Origin of the sequence: Kitasatospora sp. NPDC127111 (assembly GCF_042677465.1) — a bacterium.
In the GTDB taxonomy this organism is placed as follows: Bacteria; Actinomycetota; Actinomycetes; order Streptomycetales; family Streptomycetaceae; genus Kitasatospora.
Map to the genome: position 1 here is coordinate 1 of NZ_JBHXTG010000101.1, position 14,515 is coordinate 14,515.

General features: G+C 75.1%; 9 protein-coding genes and 1 tRNA gene. 1 reads left to right on the plus strand and 9 read right to left on the minus strand.

Annotation, left to right across the window (positions count from 1 at the left end):
* Positions 1-345: 345 nt before the first annotated feature.
* From ACFVHB_RS36645 to ACFVHB_RS36685, 9 genes are all read right to left on the minus strand, one after another.
* Positions 346-2,952, minus strand: coding sequence for a ComEC/Rec2 family competence protein (locus ACFVHB_RS36645; RefSeq protein ID WP_380331218.1), 2,607 nt, complete (start codon positions 2,950-2,952; stop codon positions 346-348).
* A gap of 94 nt (positions 2,953-3,046) precedes the next feature.
* Entirely contained in the window at positions 3,047-3,943 is an 897-nt protein-coding gene (locus ACFVHB_RS36650) for a helix-hairpin-helix domain-containing protein (RefSeq protein WP_380331221.1), read from the minus strand.
* Positions 3,944-4,171: 228 nt separating this feature from the next.
* Positions 4,172-5,017 carry a DegV family protein gene (locus ACFVHB_RS36655; protein WP_380331224.1) on the minus strand — a complete coding sequence of 282 codons (846 nt, stop codon included), beginning with the start codon at positions 5,015-5,017 and terminating at the stop codon, positions 4,172-4,174.
* 246 nt (positions 5,018-5,263) lie between these two features.
* Positions 5,264-6,061, minus strand: a complete 798-nt coding sequence (locus ACFVHB_RS36660) for a hypothetical protein (RefSeq protein ID WP_380331227.1) — start codon at positions 6,059-6,061, stop codon at positions 5,264-5,266.
* A gap of 267 nt (positions 6,062-6,328) precedes the next feature.
* On the minus strand, positions 6,329-6,613 hold the full coding sequence (locus tag ACFVHB_RS36665; protein ID WP_380331230.1) for a hypothetical protein: 285 nt from the start codon (positions 6,611-6,613) through the stop codon (positions 6,329-6,331).
* A 200-nt stretch (positions 6,614-6,813) separates the two neighbouring features.
* Positions 6,814-9,720, minus strand: coding sequence for a leucine--tRNA ligase (gene leuS / locus ACFVHB_RS36670; protein WP_380331233.1), 2,907 nt, complete (start codon positions 9,718-9,720; stop codon positions 6,814-6,816).
* 252 nt (positions 9,721-9,972) lie between these two features.
* A complete protein-coding gene (locus tag ACFVHB_RS36675) occupies positions 9,973-11,370 on the minus strand; it encodes a hypothetical protein (RefSeq protein ID WP_380331236.1) in 1,398 nt (465 codons plus the stop codon).
* A 123-nt stretch (positions 11,371-11,493) separates the two neighbouring features.
* Positions 11,494-11,566 (minus strand) — tRNA-Ala (locus ACFVHB_RS36680).
* A 295-nt stretch (positions 11,567-11,861) separates the two neighbouring features.
* Positions 11,862-13,301, minus strand: coding sequence for an MFS transporter (locus ACFVHB_RS36685; protein WP_380331239.1), 1,440 nt, complete (start codon positions 13,299-13,301; stop codon positions 11,862-11,864).
* A 102-nt stretch (positions 13,302-13,403) separates the two neighbouring features.
* Here ACFVHB_RS36685 and ACFVHB_RS36690 point away from each other — a divergent pair, with 102 nt between their 5' ends.
* A complete protein-coding gene (locus ACFVHB_RS36690; protein ID WP_380331242.1) occupies positions 13,404-14,321 on the plus strand; it encodes a helix-turn-helix transcriptional regulator in 918 nt (305 codons plus the stop codon).
* Positions 14,322-14,515 lie beyond the last annotated feature (194 nt).

The following is a 14,515-nucleotide window of genomic DNA, read 5'->3' on the forward strand; positions in this document are numbered from 1 at the left end:
CCCCTCCCACCCCCATTTTTTTTGTGGGCGGGGGGGTGTTTTTTTTTTTATACCCCCCCCCCGCCCCCCTCTCCCCGCCCGGCCCGCCGCGGCGCTCCGGCCCCGCCCGGAGCGCGGCGACCCCGCCCACCGCCCCGGGCCGCCTCCCCCACCCTGAACCCCTCCACCACCCCGGACCGCCTCCATTCGCGCCGGCCCGGGCACTGGCCGGGCCGGCGCGTCACCCTTTGCCGGTACGTCACCCTTCGCCGGGCCCCCGCCCCCGCCCCCACCCCCTCGCCCTCCCTCCCCACCCCTCCCTTCCTCCCGGTGGGGAGGGCGAGCGAGTGAGCCGGAGGAGTGAGGTCAGGCCGGCGGGCCGCGCGGGCCGCCGGCCTGGACCACGGCGCGGAAGGCACGGGAACCGTGCGGACCGTGCGTGTCGACCGGGTGCACCGACGCGCCGAGACGCGCCGGGGTGTCACCCGTCACCGCGATGTCCCCGGCGAGGTCCGTACGCAACACCGTGGCTCCCAGGGATCGCAGGTGATCCACCGTCCGCGCCGACGGGTGCCCGTACGGATTGCCCTCACCGCACGAGATCAGGGCCAGCCTCGGGCTCAGCGCCGCAGCCAAGTCCCAGTCCTGGTGCGCCGAACCGTGATGAGCCACCTTCACGACGTCCACTCCGGTCTCACCTCCCAGTCTCCCCAGCAACGCCGACTGGGCCGGCGGTTCGAGATCGCCCAACAGGGCCAGCCGCAGCCCGCCCGCCAAACTCACCAGCAGCGCAACACTCGCGTTGTTGGCACCGGACGCCTCCAGAGGCACCGCCGCGTCCGGCCAGACCACCTGCCAGGACAGACCCGGCCCCGCCGCCCGCCGCTCGCCCCACCGGGCCCGCAGCAGCGGGACACCCGAAGCCCCCGCCCACCTGGACACCCGGGCCGCCTCACCCGGCGGATCGTCCACCGCCGTACCCTCGATCGCACCCACCGCACGACCGCGCAACACCCCCGGCACGCCCTCCACGTGATCCGCGTGGAAGTGCGTCAACAGCAGGAGCGGCACCCGCCTGATCCCGAGCTCACGCAGACAGCGATCGGCCGCACGCGGATCCGGGCCCGCGTCGACCACCATCGCGCTGTCCGGCACCCCGTCGTCCGGAGCCACCGGCAGCACCAGCATGTCGCCCTGACCCACGTCGCACATGACCAGCCGCCAGTCCGGCGGCGGCCAGCCGGTCGCCAGTCTGGTGAGCAGGGGCGGCCGCACCAGTACGGCCACCAGGACCAGGAAGAGCAGGCCGGCCACCAGCGGACGGACCCAGCCGCGCCGAGGTGGACGCCCACCCGCCTCCCCACGCCGGGGCAGCAGCAGCGGGACCGTCCAACAGACCGCCACCGTGGCCAGCACCAGCGTCACCGTGCCGAGCAGCCCGCCCGGCCAGGACAGCTGCCCGCCCGGCACCTCGGCGCCGTGCCGGGCCACCGCGGCCAGCCAGCCGGCCGGGAGACCGGCCACCTCCGCGAGCAGCCGGGCCGGCGCGGGGAGGAACGGCTCCAGCACCAGCACCCCGAAGCCGAGCAGCGTCGCCGGGGCCACCGCCAGCTCGGCCAGCAGGTTGCACGGGACGGCGACCAGGCTGATGTGCCCGGACAGCACCACCGTCACGGGCGCGCAGAGCACCTGCGCCGCGGCCGCCGCCCCGAGGGCGCCCGCCAGGTGGTGCGGCCAGCCCCGCTCGCGCAGTGCCTGCGCCCAGTGCGGGCCGAGAACCAGCAGGCCGGTGGTGGCGAGCACCGAGAGCAGGAAGCCGAAGGAACGCGCCAGGTAGGGGTCCAGGAGCACCAGGAGCAGGACCGTCCCCGACAGCGCGGGCACCGCCTGGCGCGGGCGGCCGGTGGCCAGGGCGAGCAGGCCGATCAACCCGGTCCCGGCCGCCCGCAGGACGCTCGGCTCGGGGCGGCAGATGGTGACGAAGGCCAGCGTGACCGCCGTGCCGAGCAGCGCGGTGGTGCGCAGCGGGATCCCGAACAGTGCGGCCAGGCCTCGCCGTTCGGCAGTGCCGGCCTGCCCGGGTGCGCCGAGCAGGACTCCGAGGACGATGGCGAGGTTGGCTCCGCTCACCGCGATCAGGTGGGCCAGGTCGGTGGCCCGGAACGCCTCCAGGAGGTCGTCGGGCAGGCGCGAGGTGTCTCCGACGACCAGGCCGGGGAGCAGCCCGCGCGCGTCCGGCGGGAGCCCGTCGCTCGCCGACCGCAGGCCCGACCGCAGCCGGCCCGCGACCCGCTGCGGCAGGCTCGGCGGCGCGAGTTCGCGGGGCGGGCCGTGCGCGATCAGCAGGGCGGCCGCGTCGTCGTGACCCTCCCCCGCCGGGCGGACGTCGGCCTCGACGGCCACCCGGGCGGACGGGAGCAGCCGCTGCCACCGGTCGAGGTCCGGGCCGCGGGCCAGGAGCGTCACCGGGGTCCGCGTCCTGGTGGCAGCGGCGCCCGAGCCGGGCGCGGGCCCGACCAGGACGGTGATCCGGTCCACCACGGCGTCCACGGTGAGGACGGTCTGTCCGGCGGTGGTCCCCCTGGTGCGGGAGGTGTGGGCCTTCGGGTCTCCGGCGATGGTCAGCTCGACGCCCACCTCCGGCACGGGGGCGGCTGTCTGGGCGAGCGCCGGCAGCGGGCCCCGGCGGAGGTCGGCGGTGTGCAGCAGCGTCACGGCGGTGGCGGCCGCGCCGGTGAGCAGGACCGCGGCCGCGGTGACGCCGGGGCCGCGGCGTCGGCGGACGGCCGGGCGGGTGAGCAGGAGGACGGCGAGGAACGCGGCCGCGCCCGCCGCCGGGAGCAGCAGGAGTCCGTGGTCGGTGCCGTGGCCGAGGACGGCCGCGGTGACGGCCCACGCCGCGACGGCGGGCAGGAGGAGCCGGAGGTCGCTGACGGGAGAGGGCGTTGAGGATTGCCGGGCGGCGACGGCCACGGTGGTGGTGGCGATGACGGCACCTCCCTTCGGTCGGGTCGGCGGGGCAGGGGTGAGGAGTCCGGGGCGGTCGGCCGGTTCGCGAGCCGCCGGGTCAGAGGGTGAGCATCGGTTTGATCTCCGCGTACGTTCGCTCGCCGATGCCGCTCACCTGCCGGAGTTGGTCGAGTGAGCGGAACGATCCGTGGGACGCGCGGAACGCGATGATGCGCTGGGCGAGCGTCGGGCCGACGCCCGGGAGCGTGTCGAGTTGTTCGAGGGTGGCGCGGTTGAGGCTGACCGGTTGTCTCGGCGCGGCCGGTGCCGGGGGCCCGGCCCCGGCGCCTGCCCCGCCGGCCGTCGGAGGGGCGGGCTCGCCGACGAGGATCTGCTCACCGTCCGTCAGCACCCGGGCGAGGTTGAGGTTCTTGGTCTCGGTCTCGGGCAGCGGGCCACCGGCCACCCGGAGCGCGTCCGCCACCCGGGAGCCGCTGGGCAGGGTGTGCACGCCGGGCGAGTGCACGCGGCCGCCGATGTCGACCACCACGACGGTGTTCGCCTCCGGTCCGCCCACGGCGGGCGGTGCGGGCCCCGCGACGGGAGGGGCGGGGCCCGCGCCGGGCACTGCCGGTCCGGCGCCGGGCTCCGGCGACGCCGGGACGCCCGTGCCCTCGGCCGCCGAGGCGACCGCCACGGCCGGTACCTCGACCGGTTGGGGTCCGGCCAGCCAGAAGTGCTGCACGCCGTAGGCCACGGTGAGCAACAGCAGGACGACCAGCCCCAGGACGGCCCGTCGGTCGAGCATCACCGCCGGGCCGAACCGGAAGCGCGCAGGAGCCGGCCCGGCGTCCGTTGCCTGGTCGTCCGCCTCACCGTCGGGCGGCGGGCCGGTGGTCGGTGGCTCCCCCGTCACGGTCGGCCGGTCGGCGGCCGGCAACAGGGCCGCCATCCGGAGGCCGGCCGTCTCGCTGATCTCTTGGCGCCGCTTCGCGCCGAACGTCAGGTTCGTCATGCGCTGCACGGTAGGAGGTCCCCGGTGCGCGCGGGAGAATTGACGGAAACCTGTGGAAAACCCCGGGGTTGTGGATAAAACAGGTCGCTCACACGAGTGAGACGGACTCCTCGAAGTTGACCATCCGCCACCGACCACCGGCAGCCCGGCCACCCACCACCCCGAGACCAACCACCCCGAGACCAACCACCCCGCGACCGGCAGAGCGGCCACCGCCCCGGCCCCGCCTCAGCGCGGCGCCACCACCACCGCCAGCAGCCCCGGGCCGACGTGGGCACCGATCACCGCGCCGACCTCGGCCACGTAGAGCTCCCGCAGCCCGGGGATCCGCGCCCGCAGCCGTTCGGCGAGCGGCTCGGCCCGGTCCTCCGCCGCCAGGTGGTGGACCGCGACGTCCACCTCCCGCTCCCCCGCCCACTCGACCGCGACCTCCTCCAGCCGGGCGATGGCCCGCGAGGCGGTCCGCACCTTCTCCAGCGGCTCGATCCGCCCGCCGTCCAGGTGCAGCAGCGGCTTCACCGCCAGGGCCGAACCGAGCAGCGCCCGCGCCGCCCCGATCCGGCCGCCGCGGCGCAGGTACTCGAGGGTGTCCACGTAGAAGAAGCCGCTGGTCACCGCCGTCCGCCGGGTGGCGGCCGCGGCCACCTCGGACAGCTCCTGCCCGGCTGCGATCGCCTCGGCCGCCGCCAGGACGCCGTACCCGAGGGCCATGCCGACGAGCCGGCTGTCCACCACCCGCACCGGGACGGGCGCCTCGGCGGCGGCCAGCCGGGCCGCCTCGACGGTGCCGGACAACTCCCCGGAGATGTGCACCGAGACGATCCCCCGGGCGCCGGCCTCGGCGGCCGCCCGGTAGGTCGCGGCGAAGAACTCGGGGTTGGGCCGGGACGTCGTCACCCGCTGCTTGTCGCGCAGTGCCTCGGCGACGTCCTTGGGGGAGATCTCCACGCCCTCGGCGAGGACCGTGTCACCGATCGCGACGCTCAGCGGGATCACGGAGATGCCGTGGCGGTCGATGGTCTCCTGCGGCAGGTAGGCCGTGGAATCGGTGACGAGTGCGAGGTCGGCGGGCATGAGCCGGAGGTTACTCCGCACCCGCCCCGGATGACAGCGCTCGGACCTGGCCGGCCGCGGGCCCGTACGCCCGCACACCGATCAGCCGTCCGACCCGGTCGAAAACGGGTCGGACCCGGTCGGAACCAGCCACCGGCCGGGCTCGATCCGCCGGAATCCAAAACCTCAGCCGCCCGGGCACGACAGGCCGCCGATCAATCCCGACCCCCGGCCGGAACCGGCCGGGCCCACCGCAGACGCCGCCGGTCAGCCGGCCGACGGCCCCGCCGACGGCTTCCGCAGCCGGTCCGTCAGCCGCGTCAGCGGCTCGGCCAGGCCGAGCAGTTCCTCGGCGCTCGGCCGCCCGTTGCGCCCGTCGGTCAACCCGGCCCGCTGCGCCTGCTCCCGCCCGGCCGCCGCACCACCGGAGGCCGACCCACCGGAGGCCGACCCACCGGCGGCGGCGCCGGTCGGACCACCGGCGGCAGGGCCCGAGGGTCCCGAATCCCCCGCCGTGTCCCAGTGCCGCAGCGCCCCCGCCTCGTTCTCGCACTCCTGGCTGAGCCGGCGCAGCTCGTCGTCCGCGAAGCGGTGCATCCGGTCCTGGGCGGCCCAGCGCATGGTCTCGGCGGAGTGCGTGATCCGGTCGGCCCGCTCGCGCAGCTCGGGCAGCTTGGCCGCGATCCGCCCGGTGTCCGGCTCGCGCTCCAGGATCCGCAGTTCGCCGTCCAGCTCCGCCGCGTGGGCGTCCAGCCGCCGCAGCAGGGCGAGCGACTCGCCGAGCTGGCCGTCCTGGGCGAGGCCGCTCTCCAGGACCTGGCGGGTGCCGTCCAGCGAGGTCCGCAGGCCCAGCCGGACGGCGGAGATCTGCCCCTGCGGGCCGGTCTGGGTGAAGGTCTTGGCCTTGAGCGTGACGTTCTCCACCGCGCGACGGGCCTTGGCCTCCTGGCGTTCCATCTTCTCGCCGACCGTCCTCGCCGCCTTGACGACGCCGACCACGACCAGCGCCACCACCGCGAGCCCGAAGAGCAGGGCCAGTCCGACCATCACGCCTAGCACGTCCATCACGAGCCACCTTCCGCCAGCCGAACCGGCCCCCACCTGGCCCAACGCGGGCCGGACCACCGTGGGTTCCACCGTAGCGGCCGGGCCGGGCCCGGGGGCAGACCAAACGGGGCCCGGGGGCCGAGATCAGGGACAGATCGGGGATCTCCCCGAGGCCCGCGGGCCGGCCGCGAAGGGCCACCCCGACCGAAGCCTCCCCGACCGAAGCCTCCCCGACCGAAGCCCTCCCCGACGGAAGGCGCCGCCACTCCGACCCGGCCCCGCCCCTCAGTCCCGTCCGGCAGGGCTCTCCAGGAGCTCCAGCACCAGCCGGACGGCCCCCGGCACCTCCACGTGGTCGTCCGGCGTCGCTCCGATCCGAAGTGCGCGCCCTCGGCCGTCGGGGATGGCGGTGACGCTCAGCGCCGTCACCAGGTCACGGGCGTGCGCGGCCGGATCGGGCCGGTTGACCGGGTCGTCCACGGCCTGGACGGCCCGGAAGCCGCGCGCGGTCCTCCGGACGGCGGCCTCACCGCCCGCCTCCTGACCGGGCTCACCACGCGGTGACCGCACTCCGCACCCCCTACCCCGGCGAACCGCCCCGCGCCCGCACCACCCCCGGCACGCCCCCCGCAAGCCCTCCTGGCAAACCCCGACCAACCAGCGCCCGCACCACCCCCGGCACGCCCGCGGCAAGCCCCCGGCACGGCCGCAGGAACGCCGCCGGGCGGGCGCCCCGGAGGACGCCCGCCCGGCGGGGCAACGGTCTCCCGTCAGCCCGTGACGATGTTCACCAGCTTCGGCGCCCGCGCGATCACCTTGCGCACCGGCGCGTCGCCGATCGCGGCGACGACCGCCGGGTCGGCCAGGACCAGCGCCTCCAGCTCGGCGTCGGAGATCGACGGCGCGACCTCCAGCCGGGCCTTGACCTTGCCCTTGATCTGCACGACGCAGGTCACCGCCTCGTCCACGACGTACGCCGGGTCGGCGACCGGGTAGTCGGCGTGCGCCAGCGACTCGCCGTGACCCAGCCGGCGCCACAGCTCCTCGGCGACGTGCGGGGCCAGCGGGGCGACCATCAGCACCAGCTGCTCGGCCACCGACCGCGGCGTGGAGCCGCGCTTCACCAGGAAGTTGTTCAGCTCGATGGCCTTGGCCACGGCCGTGTTGAAGCGCAGGCCGGCCATGTCGCCGCGGATGCCGTCGATGGCCTTGTGCAGCGCGCGCAGCGTCGCCTCGTCCGGCTCCTCGTCCGTCACGACCAGCTCACCGGTCGACTCCGAGACGACGTTGCGCCACAGCCGCTGCAGGAAGCGGTACGAGCCGACCACCGCGCGGGTGTCCCACGGGCGGGAGACGTCCAGCGGACCCATCGACATCTCGTACAGGCGCAGCGTGTCGGCGCCGTACTCGTCGGCGATCTCGTCCGGGGCGACGGCGTTCTTCAGGGACTTGCCCATCTTGCCGGCCTCGCGCTTGACCGGCTCGCCCTGCCAGAAGTACTTGCCGTCGCGCTCCTCGACCTCGGCGGCGGGCACCGGGAAGCCGCGCTCGTCGCGGTAGACGTCCGCGGTGATCATGCCCTGGTTGAACAGCTTGTGGAACGGCTCGACCGAGGAGACGTGGCCCAGGTCGTGCAGCACCTTGTGCCAGAAGCGGGCGTACAGCAGGTGCAGCACGGCGTGCTCGGCACCGCCGACGTACAGGTCGGCGCCGCCGGCCGGCTTCTGCTCGGTCGGGCCCAGCCAGTACCGCTCGTTGGCGGGGTCGATGACGCGCGCGCCGTTGCTCGGGTCGACGTAGCGCAGCTCGTACCAGCACGAACCGGCCCAGTTGGGCATGGTGTTGGTCTCGCGGCGGTACTTCCGGACGCCGTCGCCCAGGTCCAGTTCGACGTTGACCCAGTCCTCGTTGCGCGACAGCGGGGTCTTCGGCGAGGAGGTGGAGTCGTACGGGTCGTAGGTGTGCGGCGAGTAGTCGTCCACCTCGGGGACCTCGACCGGCAGCATCGACTCGGGCAGCGCGTGCATCACGCCGTCCTCGTCGTAGACGATCGGGAAGGGCTCGCCCCAGTACCGCTGGCGGCTGAACAGCCAGTCGCGCAGGCGGTAGTTGACGGTGCCCTCGCCGATGCCGCGCGCGGTCAGCCAGGCGGTGACGGCGGCCTTGGCGTCGACGACGCTCAGGCCGTCCAGCGAGATGCCGTCCGGGGTGCCCTCGTCGTGCGCCGAGTTGACGATCACCGAGTCGTAGGTGTCGAACGCGTCGTCCCACTCGGCGGGGTCGTCGCCGCGGCCGTCGGTCGGGCGGACGACGCAGCGCATCGGCAGCTCGAAGGCGCGGGCGAACGCGAAGTCGCGGTGGTCGTGGGCGGGGACGGCCATGATGGCGCCGGTGCCGTAGCCCATCAGCACGTAGTCGGCGATGAAGACCGGGACGGGCTCGCCGCTGACCGGGTTCACCGCGTACGCGCCGGTGAAGACGCCGGTCTTGACCTTGGCCTCGACCTGCCGCTCGACGTCCGACTTGGCGGCGGCCGCGGCCCGGTAGGCGGCGACGGCCTCGGCGGGGGTGGCGGCGTCGCCGGTCCACGCGGCGGGGACGCCCTGCGGCCAGGCCGCCGGGACGATCGAGTCGACCAGGCCGTGCTCGGGGGCCAGCACCATGTAGGTGGCGCCGAACAGGGTGTCGGGGCGGGTGGTGAAGACGGTGATCTTCCCGGCGGAGTCACCGGAGCCGACGGCGAAGTCGACCCGGGCGCCCTCCGAGCGGCCGATCCAGTTGCGCTGCTGCAGCTTGATGGCCTCGGGCCAGTCCAGCAGGTCCAGGTCGGAGATCAGCCGGTCCGAGTAGGCGGTGATCCGCATCATCCACTGGCGCAGGTTGGACTTGAACACCGGGAAGTTGCCGCGCTCGGAGCGGCCGTCCGCGGTGACCTCCTCGTTGGCCAGCACGGTGCCCAGGCCGGGGCACCAGTTGACCGGCACCTCCTTGGCGTAGGCCAGCCGGTACTCGCCCAGCAGCTCGTCGCGCTCGGCGGCGCTCAGCGAGGCCCAGGTCCGGTCGCCCGGGACGGCCTGCTCGCCGGACTCGAACCGGGCGATCAGCTCGGTGATCGGGCGGGCCTTGCCGGCCGCCTCGTCGTACCAGGAGTTGAAGATCTGCAGGAAGATCCACTGGGTCCAGCGGTAGTAGTCCGGGTCGATCGTGGAGATCGAGCGGCGCGGGTCGTGGCCCAGGCCCAGCCGGCGCAGCTGCTGGCGCATGTTGGCGATGTTGGCCTCGGTGGAGACCCGCGGGTGGGTGCCGGTCTGCACCGCGTACTGCTCGGCGGGCAGGCCGAAGGCGTCGTAGCCCAGCGTGTGCAGCACGTTGTGGCCGGTCATGCGCTGGTAGCGGGCGTAGACGTCGGTCGCGATGTAGCCCAGCGGGTGGCCGACGTGCAGGCCCGCGCCCGAGGGGTACGGGAACATGTCCATGATGAAGCTGTGCGGCTTCGCGGCGACGTCGCCGGCGGCCGGGTCGGCCAGGTCACCGGCCGGGTTGGGGGCGTGGAACGTCCCCTCCTTCTCCCAGATGTCCTGCCAGCGGGACTCGATCTCCGCCGCCAGGGTGGCGCTGTACCGGAACGGCTCGGTTGCGGCCTCGGCCGCGCCGGAAGCAGGGGTCGTCTCGCTCATGGTCCTTCAGGCTCCATCGATGTCAGTTGGCGAACCGGGCCGGTGACCGGGCGGATGACCGGCCGCGGACGGCCGAGGCGGTCACGGGGTCGGGCGGTCGCGCGAAGGGCGGTGGAAAACAAAAAATCCCCTCGCAGGAGGGGACGCCACGCCGACTCCGGCAGCCGCCCGAGAGCGGGGCCGGTCCTGGTCAGCGCGGCCGGCTAAGGAGCAGGCGCACGGTTCGCATGGGCTCAGGGTACCGCAAGGGCATCAGGCGTCTCCCGGCAATACCGTCCGCGAGGCCGCGTCGAAGTCGCGCAGCGCCCGGGCGACCCGCTCGGACTGCATGCCGGCGGCCAGGGCGCGGGCCCGGTCGGCGGTCGCGGCGGCCTCCCGGTGGCGGCCGGTGCGCCGCTGGGAGTCCGCCAGCCGGACCATCAGCAGCGCCCTGGCCCGGGCCCGGCCGGGGCCGAGGCCGGCGACCGCCTCGGCGAGCAGCGGCCGGGCCCGCCGGTGGTCGCCGAGGAAGAGGTACCCCTCCCCCACCATGCCCGCGAGGTCCGCCCGCGCCTCCCCGGGGTCCGCGGCACCGGCCCCGGGCTCCCCGGACGCCGCGTCCGCGTCCACGCCCGCACCCGCCGAAGCACCCGCACCCGCCGAAGCACCCGCCGTGCCGCTCCCCGCCCCGTCCAGCTCCGCGAACGCCCGCTCCGCCGCCGCCCGCGTCTGCTCCGGCTCGCCCCGCCGCCCGTACGCCCGGGCGATCCGGCCGAGCTGCAGCGCCCGGTCGGCCGGGCCGAGCACGTCCCCCGCCGTCTCCAGCGCCCCGGCGAGCGCGCTGACCGCGTCCAGCCCCCGCCCGCCGGCGCTCTGCGTGGCCAGCACCACCAGGGAGCCGACCACGCCCACCCCGAGCCGCCGGTCCCCGCTGAGGTGCGCGGCCCGCAGCGCGGCCACGAACGCCCGCTGGGCGGCCGCCTCGTGCCCGAGGTCGTACGCGGCCCAGCCGGCCAGCCGGGCGAACCGGGCGGCCGTGCCGTACAACGCGCGGCCGAGCGGCTCGTCGTACCCGCCGAGTTCCAGCAGCTTGGCGACCAGGGCCAGCTCGGCACGGGCCGGGCCGAGCACCAGCCCGCCGCCGCAGGCCCGCTCCAGCCGCTCCTTGCCGCGGTGGGACAGCCGGAGTTCGCCGACCAGTCCGGGGTCGATCCGCAGCGCGCCCTCGCCCCCGACCGGTGGCGGCGGGGTGGCCAGCCGCTGGGCGGCCCGGTCGAGGTCGGCGCCGCGGAACAGGTCGGTGAGCCGGACCGGTCCGGCGTCGGTGGCGGCCTCGCGCAGCGCGGTCTGCGCGGTGTCGGCGGTCCACGGGTCGGTGAGCAGGTGCGGGGAGAGGATCTTGGCGCCCCGGTTGCCGCCCATCCGGCCCCAGAGCTGCTCGTAGGTGACGGCGATGCCGAGGGTGCGGCTGAGCACCTCGCAGACGGCCTGGTCGTGCGGGCTGCGCGGAACCATGCCGCGGTCGCGCCACTTGTACGGGGCGGTGGAGCTGATCGCCAGGCCGGGCGGCAGGTCCAGGTTCACCTCGCGGGCGAGCCGCTCCGGGTTCCAGCCCAGCTGGTGCAGTATCCGGGCCAGCTCCTCGTTGCGCCTGCGCTCCAGATCGGCCATGGCACGACGGTAGCGGTCGGCCGGGGCCGGCCGTCGGGCCGTCGGCGAAAACGCGCCCCTCGCGGACGGGCCGCCAACGACCGAGGGCCGCCTCCCGGAACGGGAGACGGCCCTCAATTACTGTGGAGCTACGGGGAATTGAACCCCGGACCTCTTGCATGCCATGCAAGCGCTCTACCAACTGAGCTACAGCCCCTTGACCTGCTTCGTCACCGGAGGTTTCCTTCGGCTTCCCTCGGCGACATCGACTACTTTACACGCTCGAAGGGGTGCTCCACGAATCCGTTACCGGAGGTACCTCCGGCGGGGCCGGCGCCGGCACTCACGCGCCGGCCACCGACCACCCCACCGCCGTCCGCGGCGCCTACCGACCACCCCGCCACCCCACCGCCGCACCGCCGCACCGCGGGCGCACCGCGTCCGCGGCGCCCACCACCCGCACCGCAGGCACGACCGGCCGCGGGCACGACCAGCCGCCGTCCCGCCGACCGCTACCCCGCCGACCGCCGGGTGCGGGCGGCGAACACCGCCGCGGTCGCGACCGAGGCCGCGATCACGGCGGTGGTCACCAGCAGCGCGTGCCCGGAGTCGCCGGCCGGCGCGGGGAGGTCGACCCCGCCGAGGAAGACCGAGCCGAGCACCGCCACCCCGACCACCTGCCCGAGCTGGATGACCGTCACCATCACGCCGCTGGCGTCCGCCGCGTCGGCCGGGGCGACGCCGCCCAGCGCCCGGGCGAACAGCGGCGCGTACGCGCAGCCCGCGACCAGCCCGAGCGCCGCCATCAGCAGCAGCGCCACCGCGCCGATCTCCGCGCCGTCACCCAGCAGCACGCCGAGCAGCAGGTAGCCGGGGGCGAGCAGCGCGGCGGCCAGCACCGGCAGCACGCGGTGCAGCCGGCCGGGCAGCCGCTGCCAGTGCAGGCTGGAGACCCCGAAGCCGACCGCGACCGGGGCCGAGCAGAGCCCGGCCCGCAGCGCGCTGTGGCTGAGGCCGGCCTGCTGGTGCAGCGCGAAGGCGAACAGGAAGCCCGCGAAGGCCGCCATGATCATGAACAGCCCGCCGGCCGCCGGACGCAGTCCGCGCGCCCGCAGGACCCGGCCGGAGATCAGCGGCTGGCCGCCGCGCCGGGCGATCCGGCGCTCGACCACGGCGAACAGGGCGAACAGGGCGGCGCTGCCGGCCAGCATCGCCCAGCCCCAGGCCGGCCAGCCGAGTTCGTGGCCGAGCACCAGCGGCACGACCAGCAGTCCGAGGGCCGCGCCGAGGACCACCAGGCCGGGGATGTCGAAACCGCGCTCGCGGTCGCCCGGCAGGCTGGGCAGCAGCCGGGCGCCGACCGCCAGCAGGACCAGGCCGATCGGCACGTTGACCAGGAACACCGGCCGCCAGCCGGTGCCGAACAGGTCGGCGCTGACCAGGATCCCGCCGAGCACCTGGCCGATCGCCATGCCCCCGGCCAGCACGGCCGAGTAGAGGCCGAGCGCGCGGGTGCGGGCGGCGCCGGTGAAGGTCCGCTGGAGCAGGCTCATCACCTGGGGCACCATCAGGGCCGAGCCGGCGCCCTGGAGCAGCCGGAAGGCGATCAGCCAGCCGGTGGCCGGGGCGAGGCCGCAGGCCAGCGAGGCGGCGGTGAAGAGGGCCAGGCCGAGCTGGAAGAGCCGGCTGTAGCCGTAGCGGGCGCCGAGCCGGGCGCCGGTGATGAGCAGCACCGCGTACGCGATGGTGTAGCCGGCGATGACCAGTTGCAGGGCGGCGCCGGAGGCGTGCAGGTCGGTGCGGATGGTCGGAACGGCGACGTTGACGATGGAGACGTCCAGGACGGCCATGAACTGGCCGCACAGGACGAGGGCGAGGAGCAGCCCGGGGCGTACCGCCCGGGCCGGGGTGCTGCCGCCGACCGCGCTGGGCCGGATCTGAAGGTCCGTCATGGCTTCAGCGTGGCGGGTGGCCGGTACTGGTGGTTAGAGCCTGCTGATCCTGGTACTGGCAGCACCTGTCTCCGTCGCGCGGTGTGCGGCACGATGGCTCGTATGACCGTCCTGGACGACTTCCGCACCACCGACAGTGCCACCCGCGTCGGGGCGGGCCGCAAGGACCGCCGCCGGACCGAGCTGGCCAGCTACCTGAAGGCCTGCCGGGCCCGGGTCACTCCGGAGGAGGTCGGCCTGCCGCCCGGTCTGCGCCGCCGCACGCCGGGGCTGCGGCGCGAGGAGGTGGCGCAGCTCGCCGGGGTGGGGGTCACCTGGTACACGTGGCTGGAGCAGGGGCGTCCGATCAACGCCAGCGAGCAGGTGCTGCTGGCGGTGGCGCGGGCGCTGCGGCTGGACCCGACCGAGCGCGAGCACCTGTTCCGGCTGGCCGGGGTGTCCGCCTCGCCCCTCGCGCAGGACGCTCCGCCGGTGCTCGAACCGTCCACCCAGGTCATCCTGGACGCGCTGCTGCCGCTGCCGGCGGCGGTCTCGAACACCCGGTTCGACGTGCTGATGTACAACCGCGGGTACGAGGCGCTGTTCGGGACCAACCAGAGCCTGACTCCCAGCGGCACGTTCAACAGCATCTGGTGCACGTTGTTCTCGGATCCGTGCTGCAACCCGTTCCTGAACCGGGACGAGGCGCTGCCGCGGATGGTCGCGGTGCTGCGGTCCGCGTACGGCAAGCACGTCGGCGAGCCGGCGTGGGAGGAGCACGTGCGGCAGTTGTCCTCGCGCAGCGAGCTGTTCCGGGAGCTGTGGGACCGCCAGGAGGTGGCGCCGCCGGCGACCTGGCTGCGGGTGTTCCGGCACCCGGAGGTCGGGGTGCTGCGGCTGAACGCCTCGTACCTGACGATGCCGGGGGTGCCCGAGACGTACATCGTGGTCTACCTGCCGGAGGGGCCGGAGGACCGTGCGCGGATCGAGCGGCTCGCCACGCTGCCGCCCGGCCGCTGGAAGCACGTCTGCGACTCCTGACCGGCCTCTCGGGCCCCGAAGCGGATCCACGGCTCTCCGGCGGACCGCCGCTCCCGGCGGAGGGCGGGAACGCGCGAACGCGCGAACGCGGAAGGGCGCCCCCCCCGGGGGGGGGGGCGGGGGCCCCACGCCTACCCGTCGTCGGTCAGGTTGTCAGGAAGAGAGAACGATGGCTGTGCATTCGGAGCGGGTGC